Source organism: Weizmannia sp. FSL K6-0777, from assembly GCF_038593185.1.
Classification (GTDB): domain Bacteria; phylum Bacillota; class Bacilli; order Bacillales; family Bacillaceae_C; genus Weizmannia; species Weizmannia faecalis.
Map to the genome: position 1 here is coordinate 1775503 of NZ_CP151971.1, position 19840 is coordinate 1795342.

Annotated in this window: 20 protein-coding genes, 1 other RNA gene and 1 riboswitch; of the genes, 6 read left to right on the forward strand and 15 right to left on the reverse strand. The window is 48.4% G+C overall.

All coding sequences use genetic code 11. From position 1 onward, the window contains the following. Nucleotides 1-71 precede the first annotated feature (71 nt). Together NST70_RS08285 and NST70_RS08290 are read left to right on the forward strand one after the other, a co-directional pair. Complete coding sequence (locus NST70_RS08285; RefSeq protein WP_035188116.1) at nt 72-275, forward strand: hypothetical protein; 204 nt, start codon at nt 72-74, stop codon at nt 273-275. A 123-nt stretch (nt 276-398) separates the two neighbouring features. Next, entirely contained in the window at nt 399-1238 is an 840-nt protein-coding gene (locus NST70_RS08290) for an SPFH domain-containing protein (protein WP_035188112.1), read from the forward strand. Nucleotides 1239-1284: 46 nt separating this feature from the next. On the opposite strand, the gene NST70_RS08295 is transcribed toward NST70_RS08290, so the two are convergent. From NST70_RS08295 to NST70_RS08340, 10 genes are all read right to left on the reverse strand, one after another. Continuing rightward, complete coding sequence (locus NST70_RS08295) at nt 1285-2598, reverse strand: nucleobase:cation symporter-2 family protein (protein ID WP_035188109.1); 1314 nt, start codon at nt 2596-2598, stop codon at nt 1285-1287. Next, complete coding sequence (locus NST70_RS08300) at nt 2595-3182, reverse strand: xanthine phosphoribosyltransferase (protein ID WP_035188158.1); 588 nt, start codon at nt 3180-3182, stop codon at nt 2595-2597. Before NST70_RS08300 ends, NST70_RS08295 begins: the two co-directional genes overlap by 4 nt. 152 nt (nt 3183-3334) lie before the next feature. Next, nucleotides 3335-3436: riboswitch (purine riboswitch) on the reverse strand. A gap of 292 nt (nt 3437-3728) precedes the next feature. Then, entirely contained in the window at nt 3729-5249 is a 1521-nt protein-coding gene (locus NST70_RS08305; protein WP_035188106.1) for a carboxypeptidase M32, read from the reverse strand. An 81-nt stretch (nt 5250-5330) separates the two neighbouring features. Next, entirely contained in the window at nt 5331-6476 is a 1146-nt protein-coding gene (locus NST70_RS08310; protein ID WP_342476167.1) for a class I SAM-dependent RNA methyltransferase, read from the reverse strand. 155 nt (nt 6477-6631) lie between these two features. Beyond that, an RNA gene (gene rnpB / locus NST70_RS08315) (RNase P RNA component class B) lies at nt 6632-7022 on the reverse strand. 184 nt (nt 7023-7206) lie between these two features. Next, nucleotides 7207-7509: a cell division regulator GpsB gene (gene gpsB, locus NST70_RS08320; protein WP_019720918.1), complete on the reverse strand. Its 303-nt coding sequence runs from the start codon at nt 7507-7509 to the stop codon at nt 7207-7209. 79 nt (nt 7510-7588) lie between these two features. Continuing rightward, entirely contained in the window at nt 7589-8140 is a 552-nt protein-coding gene (locus NST70_RS08325) for a DUF1273 domain-containing protein (protein WP_019720919.1), read from the reverse strand. A 65-nt stretch (nt 8141-8205) separates the two neighbouring features. Beyond that, nucleotides 8206-8457 (reverse strand): spore coat protein, encoded by a 252-nt coding sequence (locus NST70_RS08330; protein WP_258921520.1) that lies wholly within the window; start codon nt 8455-8457, stop codon nt 8206-8208. Nucleotides 8458-8805: 348 nt separating this feature from the next. Then, the gene (locus NST70_RS08335) at nt 8806-10104 is read right to left on the reverse strand and encodes a ribonuclease H-like domain-containing protein (protein WP_342476169.1); all 1299 of its coding nucleotides are present in this window, start codon (nt 10102-10104) and stop codon (nt 8806-8808) included. Next, the gene (locus NST70_RS08340) at nt 10085-12385 is read right to left on the reverse strand and encodes a DEAD/DEAH box helicase (RefSeq protein ID WP_342476171.1); all 2301 of its coding nucleotides are present in this window, start codon (nt 12383-12385) and stop codon (nt 10085-10087) included. Before NST70_RS08340 ends, NST70_RS08335 begins: the two co-directional genes overlap by 20 nt. A gap of 149 nt (nt 12386-12534) precedes the next feature. On the opposite strand from NST70_RS08340, the gene NST70_RS08345 reads away from it, so the two are divergent. Continuing rightward, the gene (locus tag NST70_RS08345; protein WP_014098199.1) at nt 12535-12978 is read left to right on the forward strand and encodes an Hsp20/alpha crystallin family protein; all 444 of its coding nucleotides are present in this window, start codon (nt 12535-12537) and stop codon (nt 12976-12978) included. A 65-nt stretch (nt 12979-13043) separates the two neighbouring features. Here the strand turns inward: NST70_RS08345 and NST70_RS08350 are convergent, their stop codons facing one another. From NST70_RS08350 to NST70_RS08360, 3 genes are all read right to left on the reverse strand, one after another. Further along, nucleotides 13044-13538, reverse strand: coding sequence for a YppG family protein (locus tag NST70_RS08350; protein ID WP_014098198.1), 495 nt, complete (start codon nt 13536-13538; stop codon nt 13044-13046). 71 nt (nt 13539-13609) lie between these two features. Next, on the reverse strand, nt 13610-13972 hold the full coding sequence (locus NST70_RS08355; protein WP_014098197.1) for a YppE family protein: 363 nt from the start codon (nt 13970-13972) through the stop codon (nt 13610-13612). A gap of 67 nt (nt 13973-14039) precedes the next feature. Then, the gene (locus NST70_RS08360; RefSeq protein ID WP_014098196.1) at nt 14040-14279 is read right to left on the reverse strand and encodes a hypothetical protein; all 240 of its coding nucleotides are present in this window, start codon (nt 14277-14279) and stop codon (nt 14040-14042) included. Nucleotides 14280-14542: 263 nt separating this feature from the next. Here NST70_RS08360 and NST70_RS08365 point away from each other — a divergent pair, with 263 nt between their 5' ends. The 3 genes from NST70_RS08365 to NST70_RS08375 all read left to right on the forward strand — a co-directional run bounded on the left by NST70_RS08365 (nt 14543) and on the right by NST70_RS08375 (nt 18269). After that, on the forward strand, nt 14543-14653 hold the full coding sequence (locus NST70_RS08365) for a hypothetical protein (protein ID WP_014098195.1): 111 nt from the start codon (nt 14543-14545) through the stop codon (nt 14651-14653). A gap of 182 nt (nt 14654-14835) precedes the next feature. After that, the gene (gene recU / locus NST70_RS08370) at nt 14836-15441 is read left to right on the forward strand and encodes a Holliday junction resolvase RecU (protein WP_014098194.1); all 606 of its coding nucleotides are present in this window, start codon (nt 14836-14838) and stop codon (nt 15439-15441) included. A gap of 92 nt (nt 15442-15533) precedes the next feature. Then, nucleotides 15534-18269, forward strand: a complete 2736-nt coding sequence (locus tag NST70_RS08375) for a PBP1A family penicillin-binding protein (RefSeq protein WP_342476174.1) — start codon at nt 15534-15536, stop codon at nt 18267-18269. 87 nt (nt 18270-18356) lie between these two features. Here NST70_RS08375 and nth read toward each other — a convergent pair whose 3' ends face one another. Both nth and NST70_RS08385 read right to left on the reverse strand, forming a co-directional pair. Continuing rightward, nucleotides 18357-19016, reverse strand: coding sequence for an endonuclease III (gene nth / locus NST70_RS08380; RefSeq protein WP_014098191.1), 660 nt, complete (start codon nt 19014-19016; stop codon nt 18357-18359). Between the two features lie 47 nt (nt 19017-19063). Beyond that, the gene (locus tag NST70_RS08385; RefSeq protein ID WP_342474816.1) at nt 19064-19753 is read right to left on the reverse strand and encodes a DnaD domain-containing protein; all 690 of its coding nucleotides are present in this window, start codon (nt 19751-19753) and stop codon (nt 19064-19066) included. Nucleotides 19754-19840 lie beyond the last annotated feature (87 nt).

Here is a 19840-nt window from a genome sequence, read left to right on the forward strand (position 1 = left end):
GAATGCTGCGGACCGCGGATAATTTTCCGGAAAAAAACCTATAATATGGCTGTATCAGGAGGTGACCGCAGATGGGATTATTCCGTTCCCTTTCTGCCTGGCAGTCCGCAAGACGTGAAAAATACATGTCCACGATGCAGGAACAAAACAAATGTCCGGATTGCGGCGGGCGCGGTTTTATCATGCCGGCCGCATACGAATACGCTTATCCGTTTGACTGTTCCGGATGCAACGGAACGGGCTCCTTTCAGGAATGGCAGTTAAACCGGCAGTAGCCGCCACACTTCGGCGGCTTTTGTTTTGTTAAAATATTACAGGATTTTCCTCGCCTCAGCGTGACGGCAATATGCCGGCATGTTATGATGAAGTGAAGAGAAAATAAAAGAGGTGGGGATAAGATGTCCGAAAAGAAAGCTTGGCACATAAACGGTTTTCTCGGGATTTTAGCGATTGTCGTTTTCGCGCTTCTAGGTTTGTTTTTCCTTTTTGCCGTCAATTTTTTTGCCGGTATTGTCCTGCTTGCCATAAGCGTCCTGCTTGTCTCGGGAATTTGTGTCATCCAACCGAATCAGGCGCTGGTTGTCACTTTTTTCGGCCGCTATATAGGCGCGATCCGGGAAAGCGGCTTTTACGTAACGGTCCCGCTCAGTGTAAGGCGGCGCGTTTCGTTGCGGGTAAGGAATTTTAACAGCGCCAAATTAAAAGTGAATGACGTGGACGGAAATCCGATTGAAATTGCGGCAGTCATCGTGTTCCGTGTAGTGGATGCTGCAAAAGCCGTGTTTAATGTGGAGGACTACGAGGAATTTGTTGAGATTCAAAGCGAAACGGCGCTCCGCCATGTTGCCACAAAATACCCTTATGACAGCGCGGAGGAAGAAGGAATTTCGCTGCGCGGAAACGGGGAGGAAGTCTCCAAACATTTAAAAGAGGAACTTCAGCCGCGCCTTGACGTTGCCGGCGTGGAAATTATGGAAGCGCGCCTCACGCACCTTGCCTACTCTACAGAAATTGCCAGCGTCATGCTGCAGCGCCAGCAAGCTTCCGCCATTCTTGCCGCCCGGAAAAAAATCGTGGAAGGGGCAGTCGGCATGGCCCAGATGGCGATTGCGCAACTGGAAAAAGACGGCTTTGAACTGGACGAAGAGCGGAAAATGGTGATGATCAACAATCTGATGGTTTCGATTGTATCCGACCGGGCCGCACAGCCGGTCATCAATACCGGCAATTTAAATTAACCCGAAAAAAGCTGAACCGGATTCCGGTTCAGCTTTTTTCATGCTGTCAGGATGCCTGTGTCCCGACTTTTTTCACCTTTGCTTTTGCCTCTTGTTTATTCGGAAGGATATGGAAAAAAAGATTCAGCACAATCGCCGTCACACTACCTGCGACAATGCCACTTTGCGTAAGGAGCTGGATATTCGACGGCAAACCTTTGAAAATATCCGGTACCACCGTGACGCCAAGGCCAATCCCGATTGAACAGGCAATGATAAACAAGTTTTCGTTATTGGCGAAATCGACTTTGCTTAGCATTTTGATGCCTGACGCAATGACCATCCCGAACATCGCAATCATCGCCCCGCCGAGTACGGAAGATGGAATAATCGTCGTTAGGGCGCCTAATTTCGGAATCAGCCCAAAAAGGAGCAAAAAGGAGCCGACAAGTACCATCACGTTTTTCGATTTCACGCCCGAAAGCTGGATGAGGCCGACGTTTTGAGAAAAAGCGGTGTACGGGAAAGCATTAAATAATCCGCCAAGCATGACGGCAAGACCTTCAGCCCGATAACCCCTCGCAAGGTCATCTTCATGGAGCGGCTGTTTGGTGATCCCGCTTAAAGCGAAGTAAACACCGGAAGACTCCACAAGACTGACGAGCGCCACAAGGATCATCGTGATACAAGCGCTCCACTCAAAAGTCGGCATGCCGAAATAAAACGGCTGCACGATATGCACCCACGAGGCTTCCGCAACCGGGGCAAAGCTGACCTTTCCGAACAATGCAGCCGCGACGGTGCCAATTGCCAGCCCGATTAAAATCGAGATCGAACGGATAAACCCTTTTGCAAACCGCTGCAAAAGGACAATAATGAGCAAAGTGCCGAATGAAAGAGCAATATTGGTTAGGGAGCCGAAATCTTTGCTTCCGTCTCCGCCCGCCATATCTTTCATGGCAACCGGAATAAGCGTCACGCCGATAATCGTGACAACCGACCCAGTTACAACTGGCGGGAAAAAGCGGGCCAGCTTGCTGAAAAATTTGCTGATCAAAATGACAAACAGCCCTGATACGAGAATGGCGCCGTACACAGCTGAAACGCCGTACTGCTTGCCGATTGCGATCATCGGCCCGACGGCGGTAAAGGTGCAGCCGAGCACAATCGGAAGCCCGATGCCGAAAAACCGGTTTTTCCAGATTTGCAGCAGTGTCGCAAGGCCTGACATGAAAATATCAACGGAAACAAGATACGTCAGCTGCCTGCTATTCATTCCTAGGGAACTGCCGGTAATAATCGGTACAATGACTGCGCCCGCATACATCGCCAAAACGTGCTGGAGCGCCAGTACGGTCATTTTCGTTTTTTCCGGTTTCATTTGGCATGCACCTCCTCTTGAAATGTGACCGTACCGTTTTCAAGCGACCGAATGGATGCGAGCGACTCCACGCGGATGCCCCGGTCGCGCAGCCTTTTTCCGCCCGGCTGGAATGCTTTTTCAATCACAATGCCGATGCCGCAAAGTTCAGCCCCCGCCTGGTCTATTATATCGATCAGCCCTTCTGCTGCCTGGCCGTTTGCGAGAAAATCATCTACGATAAGCACCCGGTCAGCTTGATTTAAAAAAGCGCGCGAAACGGAAATGATATGGTTTGTTTGTTTTGTAAATGAATGGACGGAAGCTTCATATACGTCCGCGTCCTGCGTGAACGGTTTTCTTTTCCGGGCAAAAACCATCGGAACGTTTAATTCAAGTGCTGTCATTAATGCGGGCGAAATGCCAGAAGATTCGAGCGTCAAAATTTTGGTTACACCATCCTGCTTAAACAGCCCGGCAAATGTTTCCCCGATCTGTTTCATAAGGACAGGATCGACCTGATGATTTAAAAAAGCGTCCACTTTCAGCACCTCGTCCGAAAGCACGATGCCATCTTTTCTAATTTTTTCTTGTAAAGCTTTCAATGTTTTTCCTCCTCTTTGCCTTCGCTGCATTGATCTTGATTGAAACATGCGGCCTTCAGAAAAAAAGCCCAAAGGCCGCTGCACCCACAAAAAATGGAGTAAGCAACGCCTTTGAGCTTTTTCATGTGCAAAAAGGAAAAGGAACATCCACAACGTTCCCATTGCCCACCCATAGTCAGGCCGTTTACGGCAGCCTGGTAGAAACTTGCGGGCCATATTCCCGCGATTATATGAGTGAATGCGTTCAGTTTTTATAATAAAAGTATAAGGGTATCTTTCCGGCATGTAAAGACGAAATTTCCGAACGGCGGATTTTCCGTCTTTCTTTTTGTTCGCGTTTGGCAAAATGCAGGCAACATCCGCCGAAAATTTTACAGAAAAGTCGGCGGGCAACATGGATAGAAAAACCGGAATATCCACCGTTTTTTCCATCGTTACAATTGCCTGTGTTAGGGTACGCACACCGGATCTGCAGCATACGCAGGTTTCCGGTTTTCTTTCTGAAACCGGCGGCTGCCGCACTGTTTGTTAGCCGAAAGTTCTATCTTAATCTTTGATCCGGTATACATCGGTATATTTTTCGGTTAAGTAATCAATCAAGTATTTCGGGTTGAGCGCTTCACCAGTGGCATCGCGCAAAATATCGGCAGGTTTTTTCAATTTGCCGAACCGGTGAACATGCGCCGTGAGCCATTTCCGCACCGGCTCCAGATTGCCCGATTCCACAAGCTTGTCAAAATCTGGAAGCGATTTTAACATCGCATGTTTGAACTGGGCGGCGTACATCAGGCCGAGCGCATAAGACGGAAAATAGCCGAAATCCCCGCCGGCCCAATGCACATCCTGGAGTACGCCTTCTCCGTCATGTGCCGGCCGGATGCCAAGATAGTCCACATATTTCGCATTCCAGATTTCCGGGAGTTCCCCGACTTCGATTTCATCATTGAGGAGCGCTTTTTCAATTTCATACCGCACCATAATATGAAGCGGATACGTCAACATATCGGCTTCAATCCGGATCAGGGATGGTTTCGCCTCGTTCACTGCACGGTAAAATGCTTCAAGCGGCACGTCATCAAACTGGCCGGATGCAAACTGTTTCAAAAGCGGATAATTTTTCTTCCAGAACGGAAAAGAACGGCCGATGATGTTTTCAAAAAACAGGGATTGTGATTCGTGTATCCCCATTGACGCGCCTTCTGCAAGCGGCGTACCCGACAAGTCTTTTGAAATATGCTGCTCATACAAAGCGTGCCCGCCTTCATGCATGACGCCGAACACATCGACGCGCCAGTCGTTTTCATTATAACGTGTCGTAATCCGCACATCCCCCTGGTTGATGCCGGTTGCAAACGGATGCACCGTTTCATCCAGCCGTCCCGCCTCAAAGTCAAAGCCCATTTGCTTTAGTATTTCAAGCGTAAACGCTTTTTGCTTTTCTTTCGGGAATGGGTGAAAAAGAAATGCCGTATCCGGTTTTTCTTCCGACATACTGATTTTCTGGACAAGCGGCACAATCGCATCTTTCACTTGTTCGAATACACGGTCGAGTACATCGACCGTCATGCCCGGTTCATACAGATCGAGCAGGGGATTATACGGATGGCCTTCATACCCCCAGTAGCGGACAAATTTCTTTTTGAATGCCACGATTTGTTCGAGATAAGGCTTGAACAAGGAGAAGTCTGCTTTTTCCTTTGCTTCTTCCCAAACATTTTCCGCTTTCGAGACGAGCACCGTATAAGCCTGGTATTCGTCAGGCGGGATTTTTTTGCTGCGTTCGTATGTTTTCCGGCATTCTTCCAATGTACCGGCTGTCCGTTCCGGCAATTGCTGCTTGTGCGGCAAAAGCTTCTCCAAAAATTCGGCCATTTCTTTTGAAGTTTGCATGTCAAAGACTTCACCCGATAAAATGCCGATCACTTCCGCGCGCTGCCCGACGCCTTTTTTCGGCGCGCCGGTCCGCAAATCCCAGTATATGAGGGCGAGCGCTTCTTCATAAGCTTTGATTTTTTTGACATATGTCAAAAAGTCCTGCTCCAGTTTTTCAATCGACTCTGTTCCCATCATCATGCCTCCCGTCAAATCACTTGCACGTCCATCTTATCATGTTTCACGCGGCGCACAAACGATAACCATTCGGCTTGCTTAGTTTTCTGTTTTCCGCGGCGGGCGCGGTCCCCAAAACTGGTACAGATCGGTTTTGATCGACCCGTTATAAAGCTTTCTCTTTTTCGTCGCTTTTTTGCCGTATGCGCGTTCAAACTGTTCGTCCGACGTCAAAATATAAACTGACCATGTGTCAAGCTTGGCAAATGCCCGGCCCATCTCCCGGTACATGTTTTCCACTTCCGTCCGTTCACCGATTCTCTCACCGTACGGCGGATTGCCCACAATCGTGCCGTATGCTTCCTGCGCCGTAAAATCGGCCACCTGCATCTGTTTAAACGTGACGATGCCGCCAAGTCCTGCCTCATTGGCATTTTGCCGTGCGATTTCAACCATCCCAGGGTCGATATCTGAACCGGATATATCAAGCGGCTGGTCGTACCGGGCGAGATCTTCCGCTTCTTCGCGCGCTTTTTCAAAGACGGTCTCACTCATCCACGGCCATGTTTCGCATAAAAAATCGCGGTTAAAACCCGGTGCAATATTTTGCCCGATGAGCGCAGCTTCGATCGGAATCGTGCCGGAGCCGGAAAACGGATCGCGAAACGGCCGGTCCGGGTGCCAGTTTGTCAGCCGGATCAGCGCGGCGGCAAGCGTTTCTTTGATCGGCGCCGGCCCTTGCGCCGCGCGGTAGCCGCGTTTATGCAGCCCGGCCCCGCTTGTATCGATCGTAATCGTGGCCACGTCTTTCAATAACGCCACTTCAATTTTAAAAAGCGGGCCGTTTTCTTCAAACCAGCTCGTTCCTTTATAGCGGGACTTTAGCCGTTCAACGATTGCTTTTTTGACGATCCCCTGGCAGTCCGGGACACTGAATAGCTTTGACTTGACCGATTTTCCGGTGACGGGGAACTCGGCATCGCGCGGCAGAAAATCCTCCCAGGGAACCGCTTTTGTCCCTTCAAACAGTTCATCGAAAGTTTCCGCCTTAAATTCAGCGGCTTTGATTTTGACGCGGTCCGCGCACCTCAGCCAAAGATTGGCACGGGCAATCGCCGATTCATCCCCGGCAAATTCAATTTTCCCGTTTTCCACCGTACAGTCGTAGCCGAGTGAACGTACTTCTTTTGCAACAAGCGCCTCAATCCCCATTGCGCTTGTCGCGATCAATTGAAAGCCAGACATTTTCCCACCATCTCTCATCTTATATTTCTTATTGTGCGGCATTCAGTACCAGATAACCCCGTTTTAAAAAATTATGTATAAAAAAGGCCGGGCGCCTGCTGTATATCTAAATACCGCAGCGCCGGCCCGATTCTTTCGATTCAGCCAGAATAACGTTCTGTAAGCCATGTTCTGTACCTTTGTACTGCAAACGATGTGGCGCCATCTCGTACGAAGGCGGTAATCATCTATCTACAAGCAATACGCTTGTCTCTTTCCTCGTTCATTTCCTCAGAAAGAGTGCCTCTACCATGATTTGAGTTGCTCGCTTGCGGGGTTTACCTCGTTCCACCTTTACGGTTTCCCGTAAAGCTCCGTCACTGTGGCACTTTCAAGGGTACTCCGCCATTGCCTGAAGGTTTAGGCGTTTTCCCTGCCGTCAGCCTTGAACCAAGGCTGCCCTGGCTTATGAATTCGCCAGGCACAAACACTACGGGCATCTCAGCACCGTGCGAGCATGGACTTTCCTCAACAGCCGTTTCCAGGCTGCAGCGATTACCCGAACGTTATTCACAACGCTTATCTATTATATAAAAAGAAACCGGGACTTGCAAGCTGTAATTTTTAACGGATGTGTCAATTTCTTCCCCCCGCGTTGCTATACCGGGTTTGGGCAAGCGGTTGTCTGTTTTTTATGCCGCTTCCCCGGGCCCTTTTCCACAGAAAAATTCCCCACATGCTTTTGAGCCAGCTATTCATTTAATTTGTTGCCGAAAACATGTTTTTCAAGATTGGACAGCCGTTTTAAAATATCGAAATTCGTTGTCCCGGTCATTTGCTGTACAGGCTGCCGTTTTGTCAGTTCTTCCGCCTGCTTTTTGAGCCGGAGGTTTTCCTGCTGGAGCTCCTCAATCGTCTGATTAAACGTTTCATAATCTTTTATGATCAGATCCAGAAATTTGTCTACTTCTTCCTGCCGGTAGCCTCTGACAGCCGTTTTAAACTCTTTTTCCAAAATGTCTTTCGCCGTCAATTTAATTTGATCCGATAACATGTTTACACCACCTTACATCTCCCAGACATAATTTCATTTTTTCAAAAACCTTTTTATTTGTCAATTGTACCACAGCTGCCTAAAAATCTGTCTGTTCTTCTTCTATTATTGCCTGTAAATCGTAAAAGTCAATGATGCGGATGTCATACGGATGCGATTCGCTGAACTTTTTTGCTGCTTCGAACAAGTATTTCGGAGACCCTTCGCGTTCTTCGTCATACACAATCATCAGGCAGTCGCTTTTATGTAAGAAAATCCGGTTTTTATTGCGGAACTGCTGCGGGCTTTCGTACGGCCTCTTCGAGATGGCGGCAACAAAATCGGCTTGGGAAAGCACCATCTCGTAGTATTCTTTTTGTTCGTCTTTCCACTTTTCTTCCTGCCCTTCAAACGGCATTAACACAGCGAGTTTAAGTTCCGGATATTCCGCTTGCAGATCAAAAACAGTTTCAGCGGCCCAAAGTTCGGTGCCCTGCTGCCCGGAAATGATGACCCATTCGTATCCTTCATCGAGCAATTCCAGCAACCGCCTTCTGATTGCCGTTCGAATATAGCGAATACCCGGGTGACCCGTCTCGAATATCCCCAGTTCATACGGTTTATAACCTGTAATGGCGACAACTTTTCCCAATGCTTTACGCTCCTTTTTGTTTTCCTAAAAGCAGGACGGCAAGGATTGCCCTTGCCGTCCATTTGTCAGCAGCACTTCGGCCCGTGCGGCCTGACTGGATCAAAAAAGTTGCTGACCGTTCCCGGATCGGTTTGATTGACATACGATTCCGTGTGCGGAAAGTAGTTTTGCTGATGAAATACATGGTGATTCACATGGGTTGTATGCGTCGGGAAAACATGCGGCACGATGACATCCTGGACGGTGTGCGTAACGCAGCATTTTGTCGGATGCACAACAGCCGGCATGATCCGCGGCGGGCAATGGTGGTGAAACATGTTCCGATCTCCTTTCATCATCAGATGTCTTTTTTCTTACACTACTAACCTATGACCCGGAAAGGGAACATGTACTAATGAAAAAACCCAATTTGCCAATAATTCACGCCCTTATCCCCATTTCGGGAGCAGCCGAAGCCCGGTGCATCGTTTTCTCGGCCTCTTTACATTTCTTTTTGATCAAAACCATTTTAACGGGGCTTTTGGCGGGCTACAATCACAACATACGGAAATCGACAAAGGGCGCGCATTTTTCTCTGATCCAAAAGAAACCGACAAATCCCAACAAGGGGCGTTCCAAAATCCCGGACTCCTCGTCGAATCATGCGCTTGCCCAGGAAATAGCGGTTAAAAACCGGTTCTTTTCCCGGGCATTTCCTTGCTGAAAGAGGATCTCGCCGGGATATGGGCTTTCCGATACAGCCGTAAAAGGCGTTTTTCCGTTTCCAAACAGCATTTTTTCCATTTCCCTGAACCGAACCTGCCGTACTTTTGATAAATTTCCAGACCTTTTTCGGCATAGCGGACGGCTTGCAAAAGGTCTTTTTCCTTGTGTTCATACAGTTTGGAGAGCTCAATGCATGCTTCGGCTCTTATCGTATCCGGCGCATTTTCGGCTAATTCCGCCCACAGCATTCCGGCTTTTCTGTATGCTTTTTGTTTTTTATACTGGAAGGCCAGGCGGTGTTTGGCAGCCAGATCATTCTCGCCGGCGGCCGCTTCAAAACGTTTCACCGCGGCATCATCTTCGCCGATATATTCAAACCATTTCCCGACAAGCCGTTTTTCCTTTGCCGTCTGGTCCGGGTCGGCCTCTAGAATTTGAAACGTAAGGTGGGTGTACAAAGAAATGAGCGATAAAATGTCCTCTTCGTTATGGCGGATGACGCCAAGCAGGCCTTCCGGATTTTTGCGCTCAACGAAATCAAAATAAATCATCGGCGCCAGGTATCCCGGAATATCCTCTTCGCGTTCCACCCCCAGAATTTCGCGCTCCACATTCGCTAATTTCACGGACCCGAGTTCATCTTTCCACAGCCTTTTTGCCGCATGGTACAAATCAAAATGGCCAAATTCAGGCAGACGCGGCACATGGTCGCGGATCAGCGTATGGCGCGTCTTCACCTGGGGCCAGTCAAACGCCTTCCCGTTATAAGTAACGAGCGCAGTGTAATCGATATTTTCCAGGAAGCTGTAGTAAAGCGGCACTTCAAGCCCCGGCTCCGGAAGAATATGCTGTTTTAAAATGACATTTTCTTCGGTAAAGGAAGCATATCCGAGCAAAAAAATCGTGTTGCCCGCCCCTCCCCCGAGGCCGGTCGTTTCGGTATCGAAAAAAAATAAATCAGACGGGCTGTACCCTTTGGCGGATAAAGGGTGGCGGACCGGCTTTTGCTGCCACAGTTTGATGGCATCAAAATAGTCGCGAAAAGCATATTTGCCGTGCTTTGTTTCAAGCGGGTAGCGGACTTCACGGATGAGGCAGTAATCGCCATCCAAATCATACAGCGAAACGCCCGCTTTTTCCCACATTTCAAAGAAAGGGACAGAATCGGCCCCGAGTGCTTCCGCCCGTCCGGCAGGCTCCGGCTGGTCCCTCACGATATGGTTTTTCATCCGGTTTAATTTATCTTTTAATCCCGGCATGATGCTCGCCTCCTTTGATCGCCCCGAGCCAGAAATCAAACAGCCGGACGGCGGCCTGCTTTGCGCCCGCGGCAGCCGTTTCTGCGCCCGTACAGGAAGGGCACCCGTCTTCGCAAGGGCAGTTTACAACCATCGCTCTTGCAGATTCCAAAATTTTCCTTGCCCCGCCATAGATTTTTTCGCTCAGGCCGATGCCGCCCGGATACCGGTCATATAAAAAGATCGTCGGCTTTTCATCATGGATCGCTTTCACCTGGGGCACAGCCTGGATATCATGGGCGTCACACATGGCAAAAAGCGGCGCAATCGACTGGAGTGCGTGCGCAGCGCCGGTAAGCGCGCCTTCCAGCAAATGTTTTGGCACCGCATCTTCCCCCATGGAAAACCAAACGGCATTTGTGTGCAGTTCCATTTCCGGAAGGTGGATCGGCCCCGAGCCAATGTTTTCATGCGTGTTAAATTTAATTTTTTTGAAAATCGTCGGCATCGCCCGGACCATCACATCCCCATAGCCGATTTTTGCATCTTGCAAAACGGTCTCTCGGTCCTGTTCCAGCACTTTCAGCTCCACCGCCAGATTGGCATCCGTGTAATAATCAACAGCGACTTCACGGACAAAGGCTTTTTTCTCTTCCCAGTCCAGCTTTTCAACCTGATACTGCACCGCCTGATGCAAATAAATCGCCTCTTCATGGAGCAATGTCATCGCGCTGAACTGGTCCATTTCACCGATCACGCGCACATCCGGCGCATGGGTTGTATCGATAATGACGACATTTTCCTGCGATGCGGAACGAAGGCTGATATTATGGGCCGGAAAAGCATCATTCATCCAGTACCACGCATCACCGCGGCGGTGGAGAATCCGTTCATCCGCCAAAAACTCGAGCACGTCCTCGATTTCAACGCCGCCAAACGTTTCCCCTTTTTTAAACGGCAGTTCGTATGCCGCGCATTTGACATGGTCCACTAAAATGACAAGATTATCGGGGTTGATGCGCGCCGTCTCCGGGGACCGGTTGAAAAAGAAGCCCGGATTGCGGATGATGTACTGGTCAAGCGGGCTTGAGCCGGCAACAAGGATGACAAGTGATTCCCCCTGCCTTCTTCCTGCGCGCCCGGCCTGCTGCCAGGCGCTCGCAATTGTGCCCGGATAGCCGGTCATAATACAGACTTGGAGCTGGCCGATATCGACACCGAGCTCGAGGGCGTTCGTGCTGACAATCCCGTATATGTCCCCGTTTCTTAACCCCTGCTCGATTTTCCGCCGCTCCGTTGGAAGGTATCCTCCCCTGTAGCCCATGATCGACTTTTCCCCGAGTTCATCTTTTACGAGTTCCTGCAAGTATTTTAAGATGATTTCGACGCGCACACGACTTCTTGCAAAAACAATCGTCTGGATTTTGTTTTTCAAAAGTTCCCCTGCAATTTTCCGGACTTCAAGCGTGGCGCTTCTCCGGATGTTCAACGGCTTATTCACAAGCGGCGGGTTGTAAAAAAGAAAATGCTTCGTTCCACTTGGCGCGCCGTTTTGGTCAATCAATTCCATTTTTTTGCCGGTTAGCTTTTCCGCCAGCTCTTTCGGGTTTTGAATCGTCGCGGACGTGCAAATAAAAACCGGATCGCTCCCGTAATAACGGCAAATCCGCTTTAATCTGCGCAACACATTGGCAACATGGCTACCGAACACGCCGCGGTATATATGCAGTTCGTCGATCACCACGAATCTTAGATTTTCAAAAAACGACACCCATTTTGTATGGTGGGGCAAAATGGCGGAATGCAGCATATCCGGATTGGTGATGACGATATGGCCGGCTTTGCGCACGCGCTGCCGGATATTTGAAGGCGTATCCCCGTCATATGTATAACTGTTTACAGGTACGCCGGCTTCTTCAATAATTTCGTTTATTTCACTTTTCTGGTCCTGCGCGAGCGCTTTTGTCGGGAACATATAAAGCGCGCGTGCATCCGGGTTTTGAAGGATGGTCTCGAGCACGGGCAGATTATAGCAAAGCGTTTTGCCTGATGCAGTCGGGGTAACGGCCGTAAAATCTTTTCCTGCCATGGCAAGCTGATATGCCTCTGCCTGGTGGGTATACAATGACGAAATTCCTCTTTTTTCGAGTGCCGAAAGCACAGCCGGTGTGATGCTGCCAGGAAAAGGCACCGTTACAGCCGGCTTTCCTTCAATCGTATGCCAATGGACGATCCGCTCCTGGAAAGAACGGTCCATCTGCAACTGCTCCAATATTTCCTGCAAATTCTTTTTTCTGAACATCTTTCCTCACCCCGCTATCTATTATATCGAATAGACGTTCGTTTTAAAAGCATTCTTTCACATTTTCCGCTTGGTTTTCATATTATACAGCGAAAGAGTGCTGTGCAACCATTCATTTTCTTTATCATCAATAAGAAAGGAGCCTGCCGATGTCCAATTTATCCGGCCCGGATGAAAAGCATCCTTTTTACGGGCTGATGCAAGCGATGGACCAATTTTTTCAGGAAAAACCGGTCAAACATTTTTTTGAGAATCTCGATGAATTTTTTTCTTTTGATACGATCCCGGTCCGCCTTGAAGAAAAAGATGAAGCTTATGTACTGACAGCCAAACTGCCCGGGTATGAAAAAGGCCAGATTGAGATTGAAGTTTATGATCAATATCTCACCATTAGCGCCAGGCATGAGGAAGCCGTTTCAAGTTTGGATGAAACGAAAAAAGCTTACGAAAAGAAAAGCGCATTCCGCCGGATAAGCCGGACGGTGCCCCTGCCGCCACTGGTGGACGGGGATCAGATTCAGGCAAAATTTGAAAACGGGCTGCTTGTGATTTTGATGCCGAAAGGAAAGAAAAAAAAGCTGAGGATTGAATAAGAGGCCGGGAGCGTCCCGGTTTTTTCCGTTTTTTGTCCCTTTTTTAAGCAAAACGGCCCGGAAGCCTATTTTGTAAACAGGCCCCCGAGCCCTTTGACCATCGATGATACTTGATTAATCGCATTGATCATCTGTCCGGCAGTATTGACCATTTTATTAAAATCAATGGAGCCATCCTGGGATTTGAAGGAATTCAAAAAAGATCCCCCCATTTGCGGCGGCTTTGGCGGAACAGGCTGATGCGGGTACGGATGGCCGAACCCTGCCGCACCGTGCTGGGTGTTTGGCTTTTCAGCTGCCTCGAGCGGGTTTCCGAACAAATGCATGGCAGCTTCTTCCCCGGCATGCTGGCCGCTTTGTCCGTGCATATGCCAGGCCTGACCGTACCCGCCCGGATGCTGGCCGTACGGATACGGCGCTGGGGGGTATCCATAAACATGCGGGGAATGCTGCCCGGGATATGGAAATTGCGGGTAATACGGACCGGCCCCCGGCATTACAGGATACCGTCCTATGTTTCTTGTGCGCCGGCTGCTGTAAGGATCTTGAAAAACGCGCATTGCCATCGCCTCCTGCCTGCTTCACCAATAATGTATGTGGCATCTGGCAATTGGTGATGTGTCCATATCCTTTACGATTTCTCCAATGCTTCCTGCAAGCATTGGAGAATATATTTCACCGACTGAAAATGGTCGAGCATCATTTTGCGGCTCGATGACGGGTAAAAAGCACGCACCGCAACCATTTGCAAATTTTCGGCCGTATGTTCAAGCTGGGACGGAAAAAGATGCGCCGGCCTCCGGGCTTCCACCCATGCTTTTGCGGCCGGGAGCCACCTGTCAATGGCATCCTGCAACGTATCGCAAAAAGGCTTGACTTCGCTGAAAAAATCCTTTTCCACCCCTGTTTCCTTTACTTCCTGGTACAGGTCGTAAAGCTCAAGCGTGTACGCAATCAGCTGCTCGTTTAACGCTTGTAATTGCCCTTCTTCCATTTCTGTTCACCCTTCTAACCGGATATTCTCCCTTCGCCGGGTTTTTTTACGGGAGACTTCTTTCATTTTAGGAAGTTTTTTTGTTTTCATCAATCCGCAAGCTTTCCGCCCTGTATGTTTTTCTGAATGCTTCCGCCCTTTTTTCCAAATGATCCAGCTTCATTTCTGCTTTTTTCAAATGGTACCACTGCTTTATCGACTGCTTTCTTGCTTCCTTCTCCGCCTTATGCCGGATCTCTGTCCCAATATTTTCGAGTGCCTCTTCCATTTTTTCCAGCCCGTTTAAAAATGCGGCTTTCGGTATCATTTGTTTTCCCCCTTGAATTTCATCATGCCTATTCATTCTCTGCCAGGCGGCCCGGTCCCTTCATGCCTGACAAAACTAGAAGCAATTCGGCAAAGAAAACGGGTTTCTTCATTTTGCGTTTTCTTTCGACAGCGTGCCTCCATTTTGGGCGCATTTTTCCCGGCTGCGCCAACTTTCGTGCCGGCATGTATGCAAAAGGCGGAACTGCAAACAATAAATATGCCGGAAAATCCGGTGACACCAATTTCAGGAGGTGGGTTTCCATGAAAACGAATGACAACAAAGCACAACAACAGAAAAAAGCACGGGAACAGAAAGGGTCTTTGGCAAAAGGAGATAAGAAGCTGAACGGCCCTGACCGCCCTTCCACCTAATGAAAGCAAAAAGCAAGGAAATGTTTCCTTGCTTTTTGTTTTGCCTGTTTTTAGCGAAAAAAACCGGGCAGGCCGGTTCCTTGTCCCCCGCCGGCGCAAAAGGGGCCGAAAGACTGTTTTTTTTATTACATATTCTTTGTCTGTTCTGCTATGATATAATTTAGCTTATGAGGTGAGGGAACATGGAATTGCGTTATCCAAACGGAAAAAAGTATAAAGGGAAAAAAAACAAAGCCGGACGGAAAAATGCGAACCAAATTTTATACGGCAACCGCGGGATGACACTGGAAGAGGATCTGAATGAAACCAATGCTTATTATTTGCAGGAAGGCATTGCCGTTATCCATAAAAAACCGACCCCGATCCAGATTGTCCAGGTCGATTATCAGTCACGGAGCACAGCCGTCATTAAAGAAGCCTATTTTAAACAGCCGTCCACAACCGATTACAACGGGGTGATGAACGGTAAATATATAGACTTTGAAGCAAAGGAAACGCAAAACCATACTTCTTTTCCGCTTCATAACTTCCATGAGCATCAAATCAGCCATATGAAACAGGTGGTGGCGCAAGGCGGAATTTGCTTTGTCATTCTCCGTTTTGCGAAGGAAGAAGAAATTTTTTTGCTGGAATCCCGCCATTTATTTTTTTATTGGGATAGAATGCTTGCCGGAGGGAGAAAATCGATAAAAAAAGAAGAAATTGAAGAAAACGGGCACCCTATACCGGTTGGATACCGGCCGAGAATTGATTACATCGCCGTTTTAAAACAATTGTATGCTTTATAGTTGTTGCCCGGCCGGATGATTGACGGATCCGGCAACAATATGTTTTGAATCTAAATCGGCTTTTTCAGATTTAGAAGAAAGGAATGCTGAGCATGGCAGAAAAATACCAATCCCGCGAAGAACGCCGGAAACAAATGCAGGCAAATCAACATAAAAAGAAGAGGAAAAAACCGAAAAACAAATTTTTAACATTTATAAATCGGCTCATTCTTGTCTGCTTTCTTGTCGGGCTGGCCGGAGTCATTGCGGGAATCAGCACTTTTGCGTATTACGCAAGCAGCTCCCCAAAACTGACGAAGAAGCAGTTATCCGACCCGATTCCATCGGTGATTAAGGATAAAAGCAACAAAACAGTCGCAACGCTCGGGGCACAGAACCGGAAATATATTGATTATGAAGAGCTTCCAAAACAGATGGAAAACGCGATTCTTTCGACGGAAGACGCACGGTTCTATCATCACCACGGGATCGACCCGATTCGGCTCGGGGGTGCGGTGGTCGCAAACTTTACCAAAGGGTTCGGATCCGAGGGGGCGAGCACCCTCACCCAGCAGGTCGTTTCCATGGCATTAAATAATAAAAACGAAAAAACATTAAAGCGGAAGGCCCAGGAAGCGTGGCTAGCGATCCAGCTTGAGCGGAAATATACAAAGCATGAAATCCTTGAAATGTATGTCAATAAAGTCTATATGTCAGACGGTGTCTTCGGCTTTGAGACAGCCGCTGAACATTATTATGGCAAATCTTTAAGCAAATTATCACTGCCGGAAATTGCCGTACTGGCCGGCATGCCGCAAAGCCCGAATAATTATAATCCGTTTGACCATCCGGATCTGACGAAGAAAAGAAGGGACATTGTCCTGTCAATGATGTACAAAAACAATAAAATTACAAAGGCAGAAATGGAAAAAGCGCAGGCCACCCCGGTTTCGGCCGGACTGGTCAAAGAAAAAGAGCGGAATACAAACGCGAACAAATATCCTGCCTTTGTCAATGAAGTCATTAAGGAAGTGCAGAAACTCGGGAACTATAATGTGTATGCCGATGGTTTAACCATTTATACAACCCTGGATTCTTCCGCACAGCAATATACGGAAAAAATCTTAAACACCAATTCGATCATCAATTATCCGGATAAAAAAATGCAGGCCGGCATTGCCCTGATCGATACGAAAACAGGCGAAATCCGTGCGCTCGGCGGCGGGCGCAATATGAAACTTGACCGCGGCTTCAACTATGCCGTTGATACGAAGCGTTCGCCGGGATCAACGATCAAACCGATTCTTGACTACGGGCCGGCGATTGAGTACTTGCACTGGTCAACCGGGCACCAATTGAACGATGTCGCAACCACTTATTCGGACGGAACGCCGATTAATGACTGGGATAACCGGTTCCTTGGCAAGATGAGCATGCGCAAGGCACTGTATTTATCACGGAATATTCCTGCCTATGAAACATATAAAGAAGTTGGCAAGGAAAGGGCCATCCGTTTTGCAAAAAAACTCGGCCTTGATTTAAACAGCAAAGAAATCGTTGAATCTTCATCCATCGGCGGAGGGGTGCAAGTTTCACCGTTGCAGATGGCTTCCGCTTACGCCGCATTCGGCAATGAAGGCATATACAACAAGCCGCATGCCATCCGGAAAATTGTCCTGCGTGACGGGGTCACGGAAATCAAACCGCATGTCCAGTCCAAAATCGCCATGAGTGATTTTACGGCTTATATGATTACGGACGTGCTGAAAGATGTGCTGACAAAAGGTACCGGGACAACCGCCCATATTCCAGGATTGCCTGCCGCCGGTAAAACGGGCACAACGAATTTTGATAAAGATGAGCTGGCAAAATACGGGATTTTGAGTTCTTCTGTGCGGGATTCCTGGTTTGCGGGCTACACGACAAGATATTCGTTAGCTGTATGGACCGGATACGAAAGCGAGAAAGGCAAAAAATATGGCGTCACAAGGCCGTATCAAACGGTTGCGCAGCAAATTTACCGCCACTTGATGCGCTATGTATCGGAAGGCAAAGAAACGCCTGACTTTACGATGCCAAAAAGTGTCGTCAGAATGGGAAGCGAATTGTATATCCGCGGCCATATCGATACAGCGATTGATAAAAAATCCGTTACCCAGGATGCGCCGGCAAATGTTCACGCAGCGTATGATGCAAACAGCAAAAAAATTACGGTTACCTGGGATTATGAAGGATCAGGTGCAACCTTTAACGTCTCCGGCACAATAAACGGCAGCGCGGCGTCATTCGGTTCGACTTCAGGAAAATCGATCACCGTTGCCAATCCGAAAGCGGGCGCAACGTATGTCTTCAATGTCACCGCCACGGTAAATGGCGTGAAAAGCAAAGCGGCATCCGCCAGTGTAACGGTTCCGGGGGATAGCACGGACACGAAGGCGGATGATAACCAAAACAAGCAACCGGAAGACAATGCCCAAAAACAACCGGATGCAAACAATTCAAATACGAATAGCAATACCGGCACTGACACCAATCAGTCCGGCGAAAACAAAGACAACACCGGCTCAGACAAGGGAACAAACAGCGGCAATTCAAACGGCACCGGCTCGGAAAACAGCGGAAACGGCAACAGCAACAAAGATAACAACAACGGTCCAGGAAACAGTTCAGGCACTGGCCCTTCAAGCGGAAATGACAGACCGGCAAACAATGGAGCAGGCACTCATGGCAAGGGAAACAGCGGTTCAAACGGAAACCAAGGGACCAATACGAACGGCGGGAACAGTTCCAATAAAGGCGAAAACAGTTCGGGCAACACGTCCGCAAATAACAATACCGGTTCTGAATAAAAAAGCACGTGATTGATGGCTTCCTGTGCTCCCGCCGGTTCGCACCAAAAAAGCATGGAGAATCAGTTCTCCATGCTTTTTGTATTGTTATTTCTTGTTCTCTTTCTGCTTCATCCGTTTCTTCCCTTCCCTGCACAGGTCAAGAAGCGGGCAGATTTCACATTGCGGGCGCTGGGCCTTACAATGGTAGCGGCCGAAGAAGATCATCCGGTGGTGCGTGATCGACCATTCTTCTTTCGGCACTTTTTTCATTAAGGTTTGTTCCACTTCCAATACACTGTCTTTGTAGCGGCAAAAACCGAGCCGTTTGCTTACTCTCTCCACATGGGTATCGACAGCAATGGCCGGAATGCCAAAAGCAACCGACAGGACAACGTTTGCCGTTTTTCTGCCGACGCCGGGCAGTTTCATTAGTTCTTCACGTGTTTGCGGCACTTCCCGCCCGTATTCCTCGATGAGCATCCGACAAAGTTTTTGGATGTTTTTTGCTTTGTTGCGGTATAGGCCGATCGACCGGATGTCCTGCTGCAGTTCTTCAAGCGGCACGGCAATATAATCATCCGGCGTTTTATACTTTTGAAACAGATTTTTTGTCACTTTATTGACGAGCGCATCGGTGCACTGGGCGGATAATGTTACCGCGATCAGCAGCTCAAAAGGATTTGAATGATTCAATTCACAGCGGGCATCCGGAAACATTTCCCCCATTGTCTCAAGGCAATGCCGGATTTGTTTTTTTGTCAGCATTTCTTAAACTCCTGTAACTAGTTTACATAAAATTATTATTGTCACCTTTATTGTTCGAGCCAGTTATAAAACGGCACCGGATTGGTCGTTTTCGGTTTTTCTGTTTGCGGTTTTGACGATTTACGGAAATTCCTTCCATATTCACGTGCTTCATCCACCGTCCGGATGCCGTTCTTTTTCCATTCAAACAAAATGCGGTCTATGTAGCGGAAATTCAGTTTGCCGGAGATGACGGCTTCGCGCAGGGCGGCTTTGATCAGATCAGGGGATTGCCCGTCCTGGTCAATCCACATCGCCAATGTTTCGCATTCGAGCGGCGACAGCGGCCTGCCAAACTCCTGTTCAAACGTGGTGTATAAATCGGTTTCTTCGTTTACGCTTTTTTCAAGCTCGTCCTGTTTTTTCTCATAGATAAATTCATCGGCGAGTTTCGCCCACAGCGGCATGATCGAATATTTTTCATACAGGATGCCACCTTCCCCTTCTTCAATGGACAAAAACTGATGCTGGATTAGACGCCGCAAAATCGAAACGCACATACTTTCCGGAATGGTAAGCCTGCCTGCCAGATCTTCAGGCGTCGGAAACGCATTTCCCTCTTTTAAAAAAGAATAAACTTGCAGCAAAAGCACAAGTTCCGTTTCATTCAGGCCAAGCTGTTTGTATTTTTTCAATAAGAGCTGGGGGACGGTCAATATCCCTTCTTCCCACCAGGCAAGCAAAAGATCTTTATCCATGTCGGACACCTCAATGTAAGTATAGCAGTTTAAAAACGGCAAGGGAATTGAAAAAAACATCTGAAAAGAAAAACGGCTGCACACCGT

What these genes read in the sequence shown, in the direction of transcription:
- NST70_RS08365 (WP_014098195.1), top strand. Translation starts at nt 14,543, where the DNA reads ATGAAAACGAATGACAACAAAGCACAACAACAGAAAAAAGCACGGGAA.
- NST70_RS08375 (WP_342476174.1), top strand. Translation starts at nt 15,534, where the DNA reads ATGGCAGAAAAATACCAATCCCGCGAAGAACGCCGGAAACAAATGCAG.
- NST70_RS08335 (WP_342476169.1), bottom strand. Translation starts at nt 10,104, where the DNA reads ATGCCGGGATTAAAAGATAAATTAAACCGGATGAAAAACCATATCGTG.
- NST70_RS08285 (WP_035188116.1), top strand. Translation starts at nt 72, where the DNA reads ATGGGATTATTCCGTTCCCTTTCTGCCTGGCAGTCCGCAAGACGTGAA.
- NST70_RS08355 (WP_014098197.1), bottom strand. Translation starts at nt 13,972, where the DNA reads ATGGAAGAAGGGCAATTACAAGCGTTAAACGAGCAGCTGATTGCGTAC.
- NST70_RS08340 (WP_342476171.1), bottom strand. Translation starts at nt 12,385, where the DNA reads ATGTTCAGAAAAAAGAATTTGCAGGAAATATTGGAGCAGTTGCAGATG.
- NST70_RS08330 (WP_258921520.1), bottom strand. Translation starts at nt 8,457, where the DNA reads ATGTTTCACCACCATTGCCCGCCGCGGATCATGCCGGCTGTTGTGCAT.
- NST70_RS08295 (WP_035188109.1), bottom strand. Translation starts at nt 2,598, where the DNA reads ATGAAACCGGAAAAAACGAAAATGACCGTACTGGCGCTCCAGCACGTT.
- NST70_RS08350 (WP_014098198.1), bottom strand. Translation starts at nt 13,538, where the DNA reads ATGCGCGTTTTTCAAGATCCTTACAGCAGCCGGCGCACAAGAAACATA.
- gpsB (WP_019720918.1), bottom strand. Translation starts at nt 7,509, where the DNA reads ATGTTATCGGATCAAATTAAATTGACGGCGAAAGACATTTTGGAAAAA.
- NST70_RS08385 (WP_342474816.1), bottom strand. Translation starts at nt 19,753, where the DNA reads ATGGATAAAGATCTTTTGCTTGCCTGGTGGGAAGAAGGGATATTGACC.
- NST70_RS08290 (WP_035188112.1), top strand. Translation starts at nt 399, where the DNA reads ATGTCCGAAAAGAAAGCTTGGCACATAAACGGTTTTCTCGGGATTTTA.
- recU (WP_014098194.1), top strand. Translation starts at nt 14,836, where the DNA reads ATGGAATTGCGTTATCCAAACGGAAAAAAGTATAAAGGGAAAAAAAAC.
- NST70_RS08305 (WP_035188106.1), bottom strand. Translation starts at nt 5,249, where the DNA reads ATGGGAACAGAGTCGATTGAAAAACTGGAGCAGGACTTTTTGACATAT.
- nth (WP_014098191.1), bottom strand. Translation starts at nt 19,016, where the DNA reads ATGCTGACAAAAAAACAAATCCGGCATTGCCTTGAGACAATGGGGGAA.
- NST70_RS08345 (WP_014098199.1), top strand. Translation starts at nt 12,535, where the DNA reads ATGTCCAATTTATCCGGCCCGGATGAAAAGCATCCTTTTTACGGGCTG.
- NST70_RS08310 (WP_342476167.1), bottom strand. Translation starts at nt 6,476, where the DNA reads ATGTCTGGCTTTCAATTGATCGCGACAAGCGCAATGGGGATTGAGGCG.
- NST70_RS08360 (WP_014098196.1), bottom strand. Translation starts at nt 14,279, where the DNA reads ATGATACCGAAAGCCGCATTTTTAAACGGGCTGGAAAAAATGGAAGAG.